At 53.5% G+C, this 16,907-nt stretch carries 15 protein-coding genes, 1 tRNA gene and 1 pseudogene; 12 read left to right on the top strand and 5 right to left on the bottom strand.

All coding sequences use genetic code 11. From position 1 onward, the window contains the following. Positions 1–209 precede the first annotated feature (209 nt). From trpA to HMPREF2954_RS08245, 5 genes are all read left to right on the top strand, one after another. Positions 210–995, top strand: coding sequence for a tryptophan synthase subunit alpha (trpA, locus tag HMPREF2954_RS08225; RefSeq protein ID WP_045072879.1), 786 nt, complete (start codon positions 210–212; stop codon positions 993–995). Positions 996–1,054: 59 nt separating this feature from the next. Then, the gene (gene accD, locus HMPREF2954_RS08230; protein ID WP_045072880.1) at positions 1,055–1,930 is read left to right on the top strand and encodes an acetyl-CoA carboxylase, carboxyltransferase subunit beta; all 876 of its coding nucleotides are present in this window, start codon (positions 1,055–1,057) and stop codon (positions 1,928–1,930) included. A 336-nt stretch (positions 1,931–2,266) separates the two neighbouring features. Beyond that, entirely contained in the window at positions 2,267–4,627 is a 2,361-nt protein-coding gene (locus HMPREF2954_RS08235) for a 4Fe-4S binding protein (RefSeq protein ID WP_457818057.1), read from the top strand. Between the two features lie 120 nt (positions 4,628–4,747). Further along, complete coding sequence (gene nosZ, locus HMPREF2954_RS08240; protein WP_003759063.1) at positions 4,748–6,718, top strand: TAT-dependent nitrous-oxide reductase; 1,971 nt, start codon at positions 4,748–4,750, stop codon at positions 6,716–6,718. Positions 6,719–6,927: 209 nt separating this feature from the next. Continuing rightward, a complete protein-coding gene (locus HMPREF2954_RS08245) occupies positions 6,928–8,283 on the top strand; it encodes a nitrous oxide reductase family maturation protein NosD (RefSeq protein ID WP_045072881.1) in 1,356 nt (451 codons plus the stop codon). Here the strand turns inward: HMPREF2954_RS08245 and HMPREF2954_RS08250 are convergent. After that, entirely contained in the window at positions 8,280–8,561 is a 282-nt protein-coding gene (locus HMPREF2954_RS08250) for a hypothetical protein (RefSeq protein WP_045072882.1), read from the bottom strand. The genes HMPREF2954_RS08245 and HMPREF2954_RS08250 overlap by 4 nt on opposite strands. On the opposite strand from HMPREF2954_RS08250, the gene HMPREF2954_RS08255 reads away from it, so the two are divergent. The 3 genes from HMPREF2954_RS08255 to HMPREF2954_RS08265 are packed head-to-tail and all read left to right on the top strand — an operon-like array spanning position 8,560 to position 10,774. Continuing rightward, on the top strand, positions 8,560–9,456 hold the full coding sequence (locus tag HMPREF2954_RS08255; RefSeq protein ID WP_009311593.1) for an ABC transporter ATP-binding protein: 897 nt from the start codon (positions 8,560–8,562) through the stop codon (positions 9,454–9,456). The two genes, HMPREF2954_RS08250 and HMPREF2954_RS08255, sit on opposite strands and share 2 nt — an antisense overlap. Continuing rightward, positions 9,453–10,283: an ABC transporter permease gene (locus HMPREF2954_RS08260; RefSeq protein WP_045072883.1), complete on the top strand. Its 831-nt coding sequence runs from the start codon at positions 9,453–9,455 to the stop codon at positions 10,281–10,283. Before HMPREF2954_RS08255 ends, HMPREF2954_RS08260 begins: the two co-directional genes overlap by 4 nt. Beyond that, positions 10,280–10,774 carry a nitrous oxide reductase accessory protein NosL gene (locus tag HMPREF2954_RS08265; RefSeq protein WP_003759050.1) on the top strand — a complete coding sequence of 165 codons (495 nt, stop codon included), beginning with the start codon at positions 10,280–10,282 and terminating at the stop codon, positions 10,772–10,774. The genes HMPREF2954_RS08260 and HMPREF2954_RS08265 overlap by 4 nt, the downstream gene beginning before the upstream one ends. Before the next feature lie 335 nt (positions 10,775–11,109). Here HMPREF2954_RS08265 and HMPREF2954_RS13400 read toward each other — a convergent pair. From HMPREF2954_RS13400 to HMPREF2954_RS08275, 4 genes and pseudogenes are all read right to left on the bottom strand, one after another. Then, positions 11,110–11,256 (bottom strand): annotated as a pseudogene (locus HMPREF2954_RS13400) (hypothetical protein); the annotation flags it as partial. A 307-nt stretch (positions 11,257–11,563) separates the two neighbouring features. Beyond that, the gene (locus HMPREF2954_RS13270) at positions 11,564–11,806 is read right to left on the bottom strand and encodes a hypothetical protein (RefSeq protein ID WP_231574616.1); all 243 of its coding nucleotides are present in this window, start codon (positions 11,804–11,806) and stop codon (positions 11,564–11,566) included. 41 nt (positions 11,807–11,847) lie between these two features. Continuing rightward, on the bottom strand, positions 11,848–12,342 hold the full coding sequence (locus HMPREF2954_RS13275; protein ID WP_321178159.1) for a tyrosine-type recombinase/integrase: 495 nt from the start codon (positions 12,340–12,342) through the stop codon (positions 11,848–11,850). A 201-nt stretch (positions 12,343–12,543) separates the two neighbouring features. Next, positions 12,544–12,628: transfer RNA gene (locus tag HMPREF2954_RS08275), tRNA-Leu, on the bottom strand. Positions 12,629–12,918: 290 nt separating this feature from the next. On the opposite strand from HMPREF2954_RS08275, the gene HMPREF2954_RS08280 reads away from it, so the two are divergent. The 4 genes from HMPREF2954_RS08280 to hisD all read left to right on the top strand — a co-directional run bounded on the left by HMPREF2954_RS08280 (position 12,919) and on the right by hisD (position 16,844). Then, a complete protein-coding gene (locus tag HMPREF2954_RS08280) occupies positions 12,919–13,626 on the top strand; it encodes an SCO family protein (protein ID WP_197067777.1) in 708 nt (235 codons plus the stop codon). Positions 13,627–13,907: 281 nt separating this feature from the next. Further along, positions 13,908–14,561: an ATP phosphoribosyltransferase gene (gene hisG, locus HMPREF2954_RS08285; RefSeq protein ID WP_045072884.1), complete on the top strand. Its 654-nt coding sequence runs from the start codon at positions 13,908–13,910 to the stop codon at positions 14,559–14,561. 103 nt (positions 14,562–14,664) lie between these two features. Continuing rightward, the gene (locus HMPREF2954_RS08290) at positions 14,665–15,555 is read left to right on the top strand and encodes an endonuclease (RefSeq protein ID WP_045072885.1); all 891 of its coding nucleotides are present in this window, start codon (positions 14,665–14,667) and stop codon (positions 15,553–15,555) included. Further along, positions 15,552–16,844: a histidinol dehydrogenase gene (hisD, locus tag HMPREF2954_RS08295; protein ID WP_045072886.1), complete on the top strand. Its 1,293-nt coding sequence runs from the start codon at positions 15,552–15,554 to the stop codon at positions 16,842–16,844. The genes HMPREF2954_RS08290 and hisD overlap by 4 nt, the downstream gene beginning before the upstream one ends. The last annotated feature ends 63 nt before the right edge of the window (positions 16,845–16,907 follow it).

The following is a 16,907-nucleotide window of genomic DNA, read 5'->3' on the forward strand; positions in this document are numbered from 1 at the left end:
CTGCGCGATATGGACAACAATTCAAATCATCACGGCTTCCATAACAGTAAAACAACCGCCCTGCCCTTTTTCAGACGACCTTTCCATGCAGAAAATCATCAGGAAATGTCATGCAGTTTCGCCCGAAACAGACAGTCAATGCTATACTTGTCAACTTATTGTCGATGAAAACCGGCTGGAAACAGCCGTTACGGAAACGAGAAATCAATATGAGCAGAATCCAGCAAACCTTTGCCGCGCTTGACGGCGCAAAAGCCCTGATTCCCTATATCACCGTAGGCGATCCCAATCTCGATACCACGCTTGCGCTGATGCACAGTTTGGTTGAAAACGGCGCCGACATCCTGGAATTGGGCGTTCCCTTTTCCGACCCGATGGCGGACGGCCCGACCATCCAGCGCGCCGCCGAGCGTGCGTTGGCAAACAAAGTTTCCCTCAACGACGTATTGAACATCGTACGCCGCTTCCGCGAAACAAACGGCAACACGCCCGTCGTCCTGATGGGTTATCTGAACCCGATTCATAAAATGGGTTATCAGGCATTTGCCCGAGCGGCTGCCGAAGCCGGCGTGGACGGCGTGCTGACCGTCGATTCCCCTGTCGAAACCATCACCCCGCTGCACGATGAACTCAAAGCGCGCGGCATCGATTGCATCTTTCTGATTGCCCCGACCACGACCGAAGAGCGTATCCAAACCATCGCCCGCGTTGCAGGCGGCTTTGTCTATTACGTTTCGCTCAAAGGCGTTACCGGCGCGGCAAGTTTGGATACCGAAGAAGTTTCGCGTAAAATAGAGCTTTTGCGCAAGTATATCGACATCCCGATCGGCGTCGGCTTCGGCATCAGCAATGCCGAAAGCGCGCGCAAAATCGGTGCCGTTGCCGATGCCGTCATCGTCGGCAGCCGCATCGTCAAAGAAATTGAAAATAACGCAGGCCGCGAAGCAGAAGCCGTCGGCGCGTTGGTAAAAGAATTAAAAGACGCAATCCGTTAAGGCCTTTTCCGAAAACACACGCAAAGGTCGTCTGAATCCCAAATTCCAAGGAGTCATCCATGAGTTGGTTAGACAAAATCCTACCGCCCAAAATCAAAAACCGCAGCAAAAGCGAAGGCTCGTCCAACGTTCCCGAAGGCCTGTGGCACAAATGCCCTTCCTGCTCGGCAACCATCTACTCGACCGAACTTCAGCAAAACGACCAAGTTTGCCCGAAATGTAACCATCACAACCCGCTTTCCGCGCGCGAACGCCTCAATTTGCTTTTGGACGAGGAAGGCCGCGAAGAAATCGCCGCCAATATCAAACCGACCGACCCGCTGAAATTCAAAGACAGCAAAAAATACCCCGAACGCTTGGCCGCAGCGCGCAAAGCCACCGGCGAAGATGATGCGTTGGTCGTGATGAAAGGCTTTATGAACGGCCTGCCCGTCGTGATTTCCGCCTTCGAATTCCGCTTTATCGGCGGCTCTATGGGTTCCGTCGTCGGCGAACGCTTCGTCCAAGGCGTACGCCGCGCCGTAGCCGACAACTGCTCTTTCATCTGCGTTGCCGCATCGGGCGGTGCGCGGATGCAGGAAGGTGTCAACTCATTGATGCAGATGACCAAAACCAGCGCGGCATTGCATCTTCTGACTGAAAAACACCTGCCGTTCATCTCCGTCCTGACCGACCCGACCATGGGCGGCGTATCCGCCAGCTTCGCCTTCCTCGGCGATGTCGTGCTTGCCGAACCCAACGCCCTTATCGGCTTTGCCGGTCCGCGCGTCATCGAACAAACCGTCCGTGAAACCTTGCCCGAAGGCTTCCAACGCGCAGAGTTCCTGCTGGAGAAAGGCGCTATCGACCAAATCGTCGACCGTCGCAGCATGAAACAGCGCATCAGCGACCTGATTACCCTACTGCGCCGCGAAGACAAAGTCAACGCCGCTTAAACCGGGAGGGTTTGAGCTAAACAAAGGTCGTCTGAAAACTGATTTTTCGGTTTTCAGACGACCTCTTTATTTAGATAGCCCTCATTCAATACATATGTTTATTTCAACTAATAATCAATCCAAACCAAGACATCTAGAAGCAGGCAAAAGCATATAATCACTTTGTTTTCTATTTCTATTTGCAATGAAATCAGACCCATATCCATATACTTATAAAGTATTACATACCCTCCAAATCTGGTTTTAAGATTTGTAAATTTGACATAGGTCAAATTATTGCAAATAATGGATTCATATAATGTTAATGTTTAGAGTATCGAATAATCGGGAACAGCCATGTCCTGCCTAAAAACGAAACACACATCAGGCATCTTGAATACGATGCTGGCGATGTTTGCCGTATTTGTCCTATTGTTTTCGACACTGCCCGCTTACGCCGAGCGTTTGCCTGACTTTTTGTCAAAAGTCCAGCCTTCGGAAATTTTTCCGGGTGCAGACCGTTATGGCAAGCCTGAAGGCAAGCCTATGGTTGCCCGTGTTTATAAGGGCAACGAGCAGTTGGGTTTGGTGTATATCACGACGGACGTGGTCAATACGCGCGGCTATTCGAGCAAACCGATTGATACGATGATGGCTTTGGCCAACGACGGAACGATCGCCGGTGCGAAGCTGGTCGATCACCATGAGCCGATTATGCTTATTGGTATCCCGCAATCGCGTGTGGATAAATTCATCAATAAGTATATCGGTTTGAATTTTATTAAAAATCCGCCTACTCCGGGCGTTGCCCCCGGAGACATCATCAGCGGCGCGACCGTTACGCTGATGGTGATTAACGACAGTATCCAGCGTTCGTTCAAAGTTGTTGCCGGCAAATATGGTTTGGGCACTGACAAAGCCGTTCAGACAACCTCCGCCAATGCTGCGGATACGCAACAGGCTGCCGCACCTGCGGCTCAAACCCGACCTCGCCGCGCTGTCAACCCTGACAAACAGGACATCCAATCTTGGAATGCGCTGCTGGAACAAAAAGCCATCGGTCATCTGCACATTACTGTTGACGAAATCAACAAGCTGTTTGAAAAAGGCGGCAAAGCAGGTGTTGCCGAACACGCCGAACAAGGCGCAGGCGACGATACCTTTATCGATTTGTACACTGCCGTAGTCAGCCAGCCTTCCATCGGCAAAAGCCTGTTGGGCGAGGAAGGTTGGAAAAACCTGCAAAACCGTCTGCAACCGGGTCAACAAGCTGTCTTGGTTGCCGGTGAAGGCCGTTATTCTTGGAAAGGTTCGGGCTATGTCCGCGGCGGTATTTTCGACCGTATCGAGATGATTCAAGGCGAAAACAGCTTCCGCTTCACCGACGCGCAACACGAACGCTTGGTTGATTTGGCAGCCGAAGGCGCGCCCCACTTTAAAGAAGTATCTTGGTTTACGATTCCCGAAGGTGTGGAATTCGATGCTGCCGAACCTTGGCGTTTGCAGTTGATGGTTCAACGCGTACTGAGCGTAAACGACAAAGCGTTCGTAACCGCCGATTTGGATTACGAGCTGCCTCAAGGTTACTATGTCGATGACCCGAAAGCACCACCCGTCGAAATCAGCGCGCCAGTCGAACCGGCAGCTGCCCCTGCCGCCGACCAAGCTTCAGACACCAAAGGCATAGCCGAAGAAGCCTCTGAAACCTCTTCAAACGACGGTGCGTCCAACCAACTCTGGAAACAAGTGTGGAAAGCGAAACAGGGACAAATCGCCGTAGTCGGCATCGCCTTGACCATCCTGCTTTTGGTCTTCCTGTTCCAAGACTGGATTGTCCGCTATGAGAAATGGTACGACCGCTTCCGCCTGGTATTCCTGACATTTACCCTGTTCTATATCGGTTGGTACGCTCAGGCGCAACTGTCGGTCGTCAATACGCTGACACTGTTCTCCGCCATCCTGACCGAATTCCGTTGGGACTTCTTCCTGATGGATCCGATTGTGTTCATCCTGTGGCTGTTTACCGCCGCAACCATGCTGCTGTGGAACCGCGGTACATTCTGCGGCTGGCTCTGCCCCTTCGGTTCGCTGCAAGAGTTGACCAACCGTATCGCCAAAAAATTGGGCGTGAAACAGATTACCGTGCCGCACCTGCTGCACACGCGCCTGACTGCGATTAAATACGTCATTTTCTTCGCACTGTTGGCAATTTCCCTGTACGATTTGGGCACGGCGGAAAAATTCGCAGAGGTAGAACCCTTTAAAACGGCGATTATTTTGAAATTCGTCCGCGAATGGTGGTTTGTCGCGTTTGCCGTTACCCTTTTGGTTGCCGGCCTGTTCATCGAACGCTTCTTCTGCCGCTATCTGTGCCCATTGGGCGCGGGTATCGCCCTACCCGGTCGCTTCCGCGTATTCGACTGGCTTCGCCGCTACAAAATGTGCGGCAACCCTTGCCAAATCTGTACGCACGAATGCCCCGTTCAGGCGATTGCACCGGAAGGCGACATCCATCCGAACGAGTGTATCCAGTGCCTGCACTGCCAAGTCATGTATCACCATGACACACGTTGTCCGCAAGTTGTGGCAACCAACAAGAAAAAACAAAAACAGGCGGCGGCAAAAGCCGACCCCGAAACCGCATCTGCAAAACAGCAGCCTGGGGAGCAGGTTGTGCAGTTTGTGAAAAAAGAAACCGCCCCTAAAGCCGGCGAATAATCTGAAACCCTAAAGAAATACCGGGTCAACCGTACCCACACTTATAAACATAAATACGTTTTTTCAATCGGCAGGTCGTCTGAAAACGCCGGCTGCCGAATTTTATCCAAGGAGTGTTGTATGTCAGACGAAAAATTAGAACAAAACGGCTTAAGCCGTCGTTCATTCTTAGGTACTGCCGCCGTTTCAGGCGCAGGTATTGCCGGCGCCGGTCTGTTGGGTTTGGCGGGCTGTTCCAAAGAGGGTGGCGATAAAGCCGCCGCTTCAGGTGCTGCGCCTGCCGCCAAAACCGAGTCTCATGCCTCTGCCGAACCGGGCAAACAGACTTCCGAAGTCGGTCCGGGCGAACTCGACCAATACTACGGCTTCCTCTCCGGCGGCCAATCGGGCGAAATGCGCTTGATCGGCGTACCTTCCATGCGCGAACTGATGCGTATCCCCGTGTTCAACATGGACAGCGCGACCGGTTGGGGCCGTACCAACGAGAGCCTGCGTATTTTGAATGAAAAAAATACGCCGGAAACCAACCAGTTCCTGAAAGACAGCGGCCTGCGCTGCTACCCCAACGGCGACTTGCACCACCCTCACTTGTCGTTTACCGACCAAACTTACGACGGCCGCTACGCGTATGCCAACGACAAAGCAAACAACCGCGTTTGCCGCGTCCGCCTGGACTTCATGAAAACCGACAAAATCACCGAAATCCCTAACGTTTCCGGTGTACACGGTCTGCGTCCGCAACGTTATCCGAAAACCGGCTATGTCTTTGCCAACGGCGAACACATCGTACCGGTAAGCGGTGTGGGTACTTGGAACGACGCCAAAACTTGGAATGCCGTTTATACCGCCATTGACGGCGAAACCATGGACATCGCATGGCAAGTATTGGTGGACGGCAACTTGGACAACGGCGATGCCGACTACCAAGGCAAATACTCCTTCTCCACCTGCTACAACTCCGAACGCGCCCTGACCGTACAAGGTGCTTCTTCCAACGAGCAAGACTGGTGCGTAGTCTTCAATCTTGCCGCCATTGAAGAAGGCATCAAAAAAGGCGACTTCAAAGAAGTCAACGGCGTGAAAATGCTGGACGGCCGCGCAGAAGCCAATTCCCCTTACACCCGCTACATCCCCGTGCCTAACTCTCCGCACGGCTGTAACGCTTCCCCTGACGGCAAATACATCATGCTCAACGGCAAACTGTCTCCGACCGTTACCGTATTGGACGTCAGCAAACTGGACGATTTGTTCGCCGGCAAAATCAAAGAGCGCGACGTGGTTGTCGCCGAACCCCAACTGGGTCTCGGTCCTTTACACACCGCGTTTGACGGCCGCGGCAACGCCTACACCACGCTGTTTATCGACAGCCAAATGGTCAAATGGAACATTGACGACGCCATCAAAGCCTACAAAGGCGAAAAAGTGGATCCGATCAAACAGAAACTCGACGTCCACTACCAACCCGGCCACAACCATACGACCATGGGCGAAACCAAGGAAGCCGACGGCAAATGGCTGGTATCTTTGAACAAATTCTCCAAAGACCGCTTCCTCAACGCCGGCCCGCTGAAACCGGAATGCGACCAGTTGATCGACATTTCCGGCGACGAAATGCGCCTGGTACACGACAACCCGACCTTTGCCGAACCGCATGACCTGTGTCTGGTTGCCGCTTCCAAAGTCAACCCGAAAAAAACCTGGGACCGCAAAGACCCATGGTTCTGGCAAGATGCTGTGGAACAGGCGAAAAAAGACGGTGTCGAGCTGGAAAAAGCCGCCAAAGTCATCCGCGAGGGCAACAAAGTCCGCGTATACATGACTGCCGTTGCGCCTGCGTACAGCATCCCGCAATTCGAAGTCAACCAAGGCGACGAAGTAACCGTATATGTGACCAACGTCGAAACCATCGAAGACTTGACCCACGGCTTCACTTTGGAAGGCTACGGCATCGCCATGGAAATCGGCCCGCAAGCTACCCAATCGGTAACCTTCAAAGCCGTCCGTCCGGGCGTACACTGGTACTACTGCCAATGGTTCTGCCATGCCCTGCACATGGAAATGTCCGGTCAAATGATCGTTAAACCCCGATAATCGGGTTTGACGGTTTATCACTGACTTAACGGAAAGGTCGTCTGAAAAAACTTTCAGGTCTTAGCGAAACCCGCTGCCCTCGTTTTCAGACGACCTTTTATAGCAGAACCGTTTGGACGCAACAGACTGTTCCGCTATAAAACAAAAACACGGCCCTCACAGGCAGGCATTACCGTGCCGACGCACACCGCACGAATCAGAGGAACTCCATGCACACACCCCAATTCAAAACATGGCGACGCGCTGTCCTGACATTTATGTTCGGCGGCATGATTCAGACGACCTTTGCAGCCACCATCGACGTTTCCCCTACCGACAACCTCCCCGAAGTCATCGCGCGCGCGCAGGCAGGCGATACGCTCAAGCTCGCCTCCGGCACTTACAAAACCAAACTGCTTATCGACAAACCCATCACCATCGAAGGCCCTGCCGACCGCTCCGCCAAAATCGAAGGCGACCGCACCGGCCGCACCATTGCCGTCATCGCCCCCGACGTTACCCTGCGTAACCTCACCGTCACCCGTTCCGGTATGAGCCTGCCCGCCATGGATGCCGGCATCTACCTCGAAGAAACCGCCCCCCGCGCTTTAATCGAACACAATAACATCCTCGACAACTCCGTCGGCGTGTATATCCACGGCTCTGCCGAATCCATGGTGCGCGAGAACAAAATCGTCGGCGACTCTACCCTGCGCGTCAACGAACGCGGCAACGGCGTAACCGTCTGGAACGCACCCGGCGCGCAAGTCGTCAGTAACGACATTTCCAAAGGCCGCGACGGCATTTTCTCCAACACCAGCAAAAACAACACCTATAAAAACAACCGCTTCAGCGACCTGCGTTTCGCCGTCCACTACATGTACACCAACGACAGCGAAGTCAGTGGCAACATTTCCGTCGGCAATAACATGGGCTACGTTTTGATGTTTTCCGACCGCCTCAACGTGTACGGCAACATCGCCGTCGGCAGCCGCGACCAAGGCATCATGCTCAACTACGTCAACTATTCCGACATCCACGACAACATCATCAACAAAGCCGGTAAATGCGTTTTCGCCTACAACGCCAACTACAACAAAATCGTCGCCAACCATTTTGAAAACTGCGAAATCGGCATTCACTTTACCGCCGCCATCGAAGGCACGACCCTTTCCGACAACGCCTTTCTCAGCAACGAAAGCCAAGTCAAATACGTCAGCACACGTTTTCTTGACTGGGGCGAAGGCGGACGCGGCAACTACTGGAGCGACAACAGCGCGTTCGACCTAGACGGCGACGGCTTCGGCGACAGCGCGTACCGCCCCAACGGCATCATCGACCAAATCATCTGGCGCGCGCCTGTTTCCCGCCTCCTGATGAACAGCCCCGCCATCAGCATCGTTAAATGGGCGCAATCGCAGTTCCCCGCCATCCTCCCCGGCGGCGTGATCGACAGCAAACCACTGATGAAGGCGGGCAGCAACAAAACCACCACCAAATACGAAGCCATGAAAGAACAACTGTTGCAAGAAGCCAAAACCCATCAGTCCGAATGGAGCGATGCCGAAAACGGCTCATTGAACTAAGCGGAACCGGCAAACACGCCCCGCAAGGTCGTCTGAAAAGTTTTCAGACGACCTTGAAACCCCGCCGCAGCAAGGTTTTGCCCCTCATTACCGTACCAACGGAAATCCGCCGCAAATACGGTGCAACCCGCAACGCAGTCAACAGTCGAAAACGCCGCCCCATCACAAACGTCGTCTGAAACCCTTCTCCCCTTTTTCAGACGACCCCATACAAAGAACGCCCTTTTCAGACGACCCTCAACGTCGTCTGAAACCCATCCACACAAGGAAGCACTCATGAGCGCACACCATGTCGAATTGAGAAACGTAACCAAACGCTTCGGCGCACAAAAAGCCGTCAACCAAGTCGATTTAGTCTTGAAGGCAGGCGAAAGTGTCGGTCTTGCCGGACACAACGGCGCAGGCAAATCCACGCTCATCAAATTGATACTCGGGCTGATTACCCCCACCGAGGGCGAAGTCATGCTGCTGGGCGAACGCACCGGCAGCAAAGCGGGCGCGCAGTTGCGCAGCCAAATCGGCTATCTGCCCGAAACCGTCGCCCTGCACCCTTCCCTCAGCGGCATCGAAACCCTCAACTTCTACGCCAAACTCAAAAAACAGCCGCTCACCAAAAACCACGAACTCCTCGAGCGCGTCGGCATTTCCCAAGCCGCCCGCCGCCGCGTCGGCACCTACTCCAAAGGCATGCGCCAACGCCTCGCCCTCGCCCAAGCGCTGCTGGGCGAACCCAAAGTATTGCTGTTTGACGAACCCACCACAGGCCTCGACCCCGCCTCGCGCCAAATGTTTTACGAAGTCGTGCGCGAACTCAACGGACGCGGCGCCACCGTCCTCCTCAGCACCCACGCCCTCGCCGAACTCGACGGCCACGCCGACCGCATCGTCGTCATGAAAAACGGCGTCAAAGTCGCCGACGGCAGCATGGACGAGCTGCACGTCCAAAGCGGACTCCCCCTCACCGTCAACATCCGCCTCAAAGCCCCGCGTCCGTTAAGCGGACGCTGGCAGCCACTTTCAGACGACCTCAGCTATCAGGCGCAATGTCAGGCTGAAGAACGCATGGCATTACTCAGCGAACTGGGCAACCTGTCCGACCTCGCCTATCTCGACATCCACACACCCACACTCGACGACATGTACGCACAATTCTTAAAAAGGGAGGACGTATGAACCCCGTTTGGATTATCACCGGAAAAGAAGTCCGCGACAGCCTGCGCAACCGCTGGGTACTCGCCGCCTCCGTCCTGCTCGCCGCCCTCGCCCTCTCATTGGGCTTCCTCGGCAGCTCGCCGACAGGCTCGGTTAAAGTCGATCCGCTGACTGTAACCGTCGTCAGCCTCTCCAGCCTGTCCATCTTCCTGATCCCGCTCATCGCCATGCTCCTCTCCTACGATTCCCTCATCGGCGAAATCGAACGCGGCACTATGGCGCTGCTGTTGAGCTACCCCGTTTCCCGCAACCAAATCCTTGCCGGAAAATTCATCGGACACCTCATCATCCTCGCCCTTGCCACCACCGCAGGCTACGGAATCGCGGGCATCACGCTCCAACTCGCCAACGGCAGCTTCGACATCGCCGCATGGAAACCCTTTGCCCTGCTGATTGCCGCCAGTGTGATTTTAGGCGCAGCATTCCTGTCCATGGGCTACCTCATCAGCGCGAAAGTGAAAGAACGCGGCACCGCCGCCGGTATCGCCATCGGCGTTTGGCTGTTTTTCGTCGTCATCTTCGACATGGTGCTTTTGGGCATCCTCGTCGCCGATACCCAGCAAACAATCACCGCACCCGTCGTCGAAACCGTCCTTCTTTTCAACCCCACCGACATCTACCGCCTGCTCAACCTGACCGGTTACGAAAACACCGCCATGTACGCAGGCATGGCAGGTTTGAGCGAACAAATCAGCCTGACCATGCCCGTATTGCTGACCGCGCAGATATTATGGGTTATTATTCCCCTTATCTTGGCAGCAAGAATTTTTGGAAAGCGACAAATATGAAAAAGATTTTACCTGCGCTCCTCGCCGCCCTGCTCCTGAGTGCCTGTCCCAAAGAGGATGACACCCCGCCGCCTGAGCCTCAGCAAATCAGCGACCGCGCCGTGGGGCACTATTGCAGCATGAACCTGACCGAACACAACGGCCCCAAAGCCCAAATCTACCTCAACGGCAAACCCGACCGCCCCGTCTGGTTCTCCACCATCAAACAGATGTTCGGCTACACCAAGCTGCCCGAAGAGCCTAAAGGCATCCACGTCATCTACGTTACCGACATGGGCAAAGTCAAAGACTGGAGCAAACCCAATGCCGACACCGCATGGATAGACGGCAAGAAAGCCTACTACGTCATCGAAAGCGGCTTCATCGGCGGCATGGGTGCGGAAGACGCCCTCCCCTTCGCCGACAAAGCCCAAGCAGAGAAATTTGCCAAAGAAAAAGGCGGCCGCGTCGTCAGCTTCGACGAAATGCCCGATTCCTACATCTTCAAATAATCCCTTCTCATCAAAAAGGTCGTCTGAAAACCTGATCCATCAGGTTTTCAGACGACCTTTTCGTATCTGCCGTATCAAAAGACAAGAAAAACAGATTAAGTTGAAAAGCCTAACAATGTTTTGAAATTAAGATTTCATTTAGACACAACTTTAACCCGCGATTACTTTATTGACGGACATTTAGGGGCATTTTTGGGGATATATTTTCGGGGGTATTTCAGAAACCCCAAATCATACCCATGAAAACGGTTGATTCAATTAGGTAGGAATAGACGGGATTATATGATTTACAGATACCGAAACCGTCTGAAAACCCTGTCCATTTTGGTTTTAGTTTACGGTGTTAGACTGCGATAGACAAAAAAATAACCGCTGATAAGCGGTTTATTGTCCAACAGGGATAGCAAGGGAGCAGCAAAGGACGTGCCCAATGCCAAGCATAGGCGGCTGTTTCCCGCTGCGTATCGGGCGATACTTTGCTGCCAATCGGTAAGCTCTCAGTTTGGTCGGTATGCCGCCGCTTGGCTAGTGTCGCCGTTGTAGATGACGGTGTGGGTTTTGCCGTCTGCCGTGATGGTTTCGCCGCTGGGCAAACTGTCGCTCTACTACGTCGCTGTTAAAACCGTTTTCATTCAATACGTCTGTGGCCAGGCTTCTGAAACCGTGGGGCGTTGCTACGCCCTTATAGCCCATTCTGCCCATCAAGTAAGATAGGGTGTTTTCACTCAATATGCTCGTCAGGGTCTTTTACCAATGGGAACAGATAACGGCTATGTCCTGTCAGTTCCTTCAGTTCTGCCAAAAGTTCAAGCGTCCAATCGGCAAGGGGGAGACGATATGCGGGGCTTTCATCTTGGCGGCGGGTATGCTCCACTCTGTCCCGTCTAAATCAAATTCCGACCATTCCGCCGCCCTAAGCTCTTTATTTCTGACGAGGGTCAGCATGATTAACTGCATGGCTATTTTTGTTTGCTGTTTGGCTTGTTTCAACATCAAACGGCGGTAAAACTCGATCAGTTCCGATTGCGGCAAGGCGGGCTGATGTTTCTGCTTTGGGGCTTTGATTAAACCTCCTAATGGAACAGCGGGATTGTTTTCCGCCCGTTCCGTCCGTATCGCATAAGTGAAAACAGACTTGATACGCCGCAATATCCGCCCGCCGTTTCAAGTGCTCCCCTTGCCGCCACCGCTTCAATCACTTCTTTTACCTGACTGACTTTGATTTCACTGATAGACAAGCTGCCCAGCGTGGGGAAAACGTCCTTTCCCAAACTGTCCCATACACGGGCGGCGTGATTGCCTGTCAATCCCGTTTCACGGTGTTTGTGCCATTCGGCGGCAATGTTCCGAAAGGTATTACTGACAGCGGCTTGGCGGGCTTCTACCAGTGATACGGTCAGATATTTGCCGATTGAAAGCGTTTTACGTTTGCCGTTATACGAAAAATCAAACCGCCATAACTTCCCACCACCCGTATTGATATACAGATACAAGCCCTTCCCGTCATTGAGCTTGAACGGTTTTTCGGCGGGTTTGGCGTTTTTGATTTGGCGGTCGTTCAGCTTCATTTTTACGGTATTTTTTCGAGGTATTTTTCAGATACCGCAAAAGATACCGTAAATTTTAGGTTACTTCAATTAGGCAGAAATAGGCAGGATTATATGATGCAAAGATACCGAAACCAGCGGAAAGCCTTATCTTTCTTGGCTTTGGTTTACGGTGTTAGGCTGCGACAGGCAAAAAAATAACCGCTAATAAGCGGTTTATTGTGGTGCCCAGGGTCGGACTCGAACCGACACACCTTGCGGCGGGGGATTTTGAGTCCCCTGCGTCTACCAATTTCGCCACCTGGGCTGGTGAAGAAGTCGCTATTATAGCGGCGTATTCGGGCTTGTAAAGCAAAATCTTGCCTTGCTTGCAGACATATTGCTTATATTTTTGATTTTTAAAAACATTAAATTCATTTTATTTTGTTCCCGACGCGCCCTACTCTTTCCACTTATATCAAACATCATTCATTTTCAGCCGAAAAACGGCATAAACCGCTATATTAAATGTTGCAAACGCGCTAAGATGGCAGCGTTCGTTTCATTTTTTTATTTTCAGACGACGTTCACACACCATACCCGCATTGGAGAATTTTTATGATGCCTACTGCAATCCGTACCGCCATTTTGGGCGCATTCGCCCTTGCCGCACTTGCTGCCTGCAAACCAGAAGCCAAAGCGCCGGAACAAAATCCTGCGCCTGCTTCAGCCGCTTCTTCAACAGCGGCTCCGGCCGAACAGCCTGCTTCCGCTCCCGCCGCATCCTCACCTGCCGCTACCGCGCCCGCACCGCAAGCGCCCGGAACGGATATGCGTAAAGAAGACATCGGCGGCGATTTCACGCTGACCGACGGCGACGGCAAGCCGTTCAGCTTAAGCGACCTGAAAGGCAAAGTCGTGATCCTGTCCTTCGGCTACACCCACTGCCCCGACGTTTGCCCGACCGAATTGCTGACTTACAGCGACACATTGAAACAGCTGGGCGATCAGGCGAAAGATGTGAAAGTGGTATTTGCCAGCATCGACCCCGAGCGCGACACGCCTGAAGTCATCAGCAAATACGTCAAGCAGTTCAATCCTGAATTTATCGGTCTGACTGCGACAGGCGACCAAAGCCTGCCGGTCATCAAACAGCAATACCGCGTGGTTTCCGCCAAAGTGGTTCAGAAGGAAGACAGTGAAAACTATTTGGTTGACCACTCTTCCGGCGCGTATCTGATCGACAAAAACGGCGAAGTGGCGATTTTCTCGCCTTACGGCAGCGAGCCGGCAACCATTGCCGCCGACATCAAAAAACTGCTTTGATCCACATGAGGTCGTCTGAATGCCGGTCGCGGTTTTCAGACGACCTTTTTCCCATCTGAAACATATAGTGGATTAACTAAATCAGGACAAGGCGACGAAGCCGCAGACAGTACAGATAGTACGGCAACCGATTCACTTGGTGCTTCAGCACCTTAGAGAATCGTTCTCTTTGAGCTAAAGCGAGGCAGCGCCGTACTGGTTTAAAGTTAACCCACTATACAATGGAGAAAGTCAGACCGCCTGCTTGATACAGGTTCGAAGTCTGACGGCACACAACAACAATGACTGAAAACACGCTGACCATCGCCCTGTCCAAAGGGCGCATCTTTGAAGAAACGCTGCCGCTTTTGGCGGCGGCGGGCATCATTCCTGCCGAAGCGCCCGAAAAATCGCGCAAGCTGATTATCGGCACCAACCATGAAAACATCCGCCTCGTCATCGTCCGCGCCACCGACGTACCGACTTACGTCCAATACGGCGCGGCAGACTTCGGCATCGCGGGCAAAGACGTTTTAATCGAACACGGCGGCAGTGGGCTTTACCAGCCGCTGGATTTGCACATCGCCGAATGCCGCATGATGGTCGCCGTCCGCAAGGGTTTCGACTACGCCGCCGCCTCGCAGCCCGGCAGCCGCCTGCGCATCGCGACGAAATACCCCAACATCGCCGCCGAGCATTTCGCCGGCAAAGGCGTACACGTTGACATCATCAAACTCTACGGCTCGATGGAGCTTGCGCCGCTGGTCGGTTTGAGCGACGCCATCGTCGATTTGGTCTCCACCGGCAATACACTTAAGGCGAACGGTTTGGAAGCGGTCGAACACGTTGTCGATATTTCCAGCCGTCTGGTGGTCAACAAAGCCGCATTGAAAACGAAACACGCGCTGCTGGAGCCGATTATTCAGGCGTTCGGCAGCGCAGCAAAGGCGGGGTGAGCGTTCATTTGAATGAAGATGCGTTTTCAGACGACCCTAGCCGTTTCCGCCGACAGGTCGTCTGAAAATATCACCGGCAGTAAACTGTATAGGAGGATTTAAAATGGTTGCAAAAATAAAAAAATTTTCAGATTCAACTCTTTCCGTTTTGAATAACGGCGAGCGTCGGTTTTACGTCTATTGCCTGACCGACCTGAAAAAAGACAAAATCCTCTACATTGGCAAAGGCTGCGACAACCGCATCTTCGAGCATGAACAAGCCGCCCGTTCGCAAGACGGCGACTTCGGCGACATTGACGTACCGGAACGCAAAGCCATCGCCAAATGTAAGAAACTCGGTCGCTATATCATCAGCTATCATCTGACTGAAATCGAAGCGCAAGCCGCCGAAACTGCCCTGATTCATTTCGTCAAATCCGTTGTCGACAAAAAATTCAAAAACAAATCTGCCGGATGCGGTGCAGGCGGCATCAGCGCGGAAGAACTCGACAGCCGCTTCAAATTCAAACCCTGCCCGCTTGACGGCCTTAACCCCGACGGCCTGGTTCTCGCCGTCAAAATCCAAGACGCTTTAGACTTGGATACCGACGAAGAATCGGACTACCGCTTCGACAACCAAGACGATGCCAACCTCAAATCGCGCACATTGGGCAACTGGATTGTAGGCAAAGATGCCGCATCAAAAGTGAAATACGTTATCGGCATTCACGCGGATTTGCAAAACGCTGTGGTCAGCGCGTATGAAGTGGACGGCTTTGAAACGATGGCTGAAGAAAGCAAAAACGGCAGGACACAAACCCGTTACCGTTTCCGTACTGCCTCTTCAAGCAAAAAAGTGCTGGCCAAACTCGGCCTGCAACAAAAATGCCTGCCCGAATTGAAGTTTGGTAGCGGGGGAGAAAAAGCGTATATCAGACCCAAAACCGAGACTGAACAAGAAAATATTCAGACGACCCCAAGTCCAAAAATATCAAAGGAGAAAACCAAATCATGAAAAAACTCAACACCCAATCGCCTGATTTTCAAGCCGAACTCAAAGCCCTGCTGGCTTTTGAGGCCGCGCAAAACCCCGAAATCGACCGCATCGTCGCCGACATCTGCGCCGACGTGCAAAAACGTGGCGATGCGGCGCTCATCGAATACACCAACCGCTTCGACGGCACGGCCGCCCAAACCATAGCCGACCTCATCCTGACCCAAGACGATTTGCAGGCCGCGTTTGAGCGTTTGCAGCCCGAAATTCAGACGGCCTTGAAAACCGCCGCCGCACGGGTCGAAAGCTACCACCAACGCCAAAAAATGGAATCGTGGACCTACGAAGACGAAGACGGCACGCTGTTGGGACAACAGATTACACCGCTTGACCGCGTCGGCATTTACGTCCCCGGCGGCAAAGCGGCGTATCCGAGTTCCGTCATCATGAACGCCATGCCCGCCCATGTTGCCGGCGTGAAAGAAATCATCATGGTCGTCCCCACGCCCAAAGGCGAACGCAACGACATCGTGCTTGCCGCCGCCTTCGTCGCGGGCGTCACCAAAGTCTTCACCGTCGGCGGCGCGCAGGCAGTTGCCGCCCTCGCCTACGGCACCGAGTCCGTACCGCAGGTCGATAAAATCACCGGTCCGGGCAACGCCTTCGTCGCCGCCGCCAAACGCCGCGTGTTCGGCGTAGTCGGCATCGACATGGTGGCGGGGCCGTCTGAAATCCTCGTCATCGCCGACGGCACCACGCCCGCCGACTGGGTGGCGATGGATTTGTTCAGCCAGGCCGAACACGACGAAATCGCCCAAGCCATCCTCATCGGCACGTCGCAGCCCTATCTCGACGAAGTTCAAGCCGCCATGAACCGCCTCATCGAAACCATGCCCCGCCGCAACATCATCGAAGCCTCGCTCGGCAACAGGGGCGCGATGATACTCGCCAAAGACTTGGACGAAGCCTGCGAAATCGCCAACTACATTTCCCCCGAACACTTGGAATTGTCGGTAGAAAACCCGCAGAAATGGGCGAAAAAAATCCGCCACGCCGGCGCGATTTTCATGGGACGCTACACCAGCGAAAGCCTCGGCGACTACTGCGCCGGCCCTAACCACGTCCTGCCCACCAGCCGCACCGCCCGCTTCTCCTCGCCGCTGGGTACTTACGACTTCCAAAAACGCTCCAGCCTGATCCAAGTTTCCGAACAAGGCGCGCAGAAGCTGGGTAAAACCGCCAGCGTGTTGGCACACGGCGAAAGCCTGACCGCCCACGCGCGTTCGGCGGAATTCAGGTTGAAAGACTGATTCGGGCGCATCAACCATCCATCAAAAGCAAAGGTCGTCTGAAAACCTGTTTTCAGACGACCT

Source organism: Neisseria sp. HMSC067H09, from assembly GCF_001814135.1.
In the GTDB taxonomy this organism is placed as follows: domain Bacteria; phylum Pseudomonadota; class Gammaproteobacteria; order Burkholderiales; family Neisseriaceae; genus Neisseria.

What these genes read in the sequence shown, in the direction of transcription:
- HMPREF2954_RS08250 (WP_045072882.1), bottom strand. Translation starts at nt 8,561, where the DNA reads ATGAGTGCTTCCTTGTGTGGATGGGTTTCAGACGACGTTGAGGGTCGT.
- HMPREF2954_RS08260 (WP_045072883.1), top strand. Translation starts at nt 9,453, where the DNA reads ATGAACCCCGTTTGGATTATCACCGGAAAAGAAGTCCGCGACAGCCTG.
- HMPREF2954_RS08290 (WP_045072885.1), top strand. Translation starts at nt 14,665, where the DNA reads ATGGTTGCAAAAATAAAAAAATTTTCAGATTCAACTCTTTCCGTTTTG.
- HMPREF2954_RS08255 (WP_009311593.1), top strand. Translation starts at nt 8,560, where the DNA reads ATGAGCGCACACCATGTCGAATTGAGAAACGTAACCAAACGCTTCGGC.
- HMPREF2954_RS13275 (WP_321178159.1), bottom strand. Translation starts at nt 12,342, where the DNA reads ATGAAGCTGAACGACCGCCAAATCAAAAACGCCAAACCCGCCGAAAAA.
- hisD (WP_045072886.1), top strand. Translation starts at nt 15,552, where the DNA reads ATGAAAAAACTCAACACCCAATCGCCTGATTTTCAAGCCGAACTCAAA.
- trpA (WP_045072879.1), top strand. Translation starts at nt 210, where the DNA reads ATGAGCAGAATCCAGCAAACCTTTGCCGCGCTTGACGGCGCAAAAGCC.
- HMPREF2954_RS08245 (WP_045072881.1), top strand. Translation starts at nt 6,928, where the DNA reads ATGCACACACCCCAATTCAAAACATGGCGACGCGCTGTCCTGACATTT.
- HMPREF2954_RS08235 (WP_457818057.1), top strand. Translation starts at nt 2,267, where the DNA reads ATGTCCTGCCTAAAAACGAAACACACATCAGGCATCTTGAATACGATG.
- HMPREF2954_RS08265 (WP_003759050.1), top strand. Translation starts at nt 10,280, where the DNA reads ATGAAAAAGATTTTACCTGCGCTCCTCGCCGCCCTGCTCCTGAGTGCC.
- accD (WP_045072880.1), top strand. Translation starts at nt 1,055, where the DNA reads ATGAGTTGGTTAGACAAAATCCTACCGCCCAAAATCAAAAACCGCAGC.
- nosZ (WP_003759063.1), top strand. Translation starts at nt 4,748, where the DNA reads ATGTCAGACGAAAAATTAGAACAAAACGGCTTAAGCCGTCGTTCATTC.
- HMPREF2954_RS08280 (WP_197067777.1), top strand. Translation starts at nt 12,919, where the DNA reads ATGATGCCTACTGCAATCCGTACCGCCATTTTGGGCGCATTCGCCCTT.
- hisG (WP_045072884.1), top strand. Translation starts at nt 13,908, where the DNA reads ATGACTGAAAACACGCTGACCATCGCCCTGTCCAAAGGGCGCATCTTT.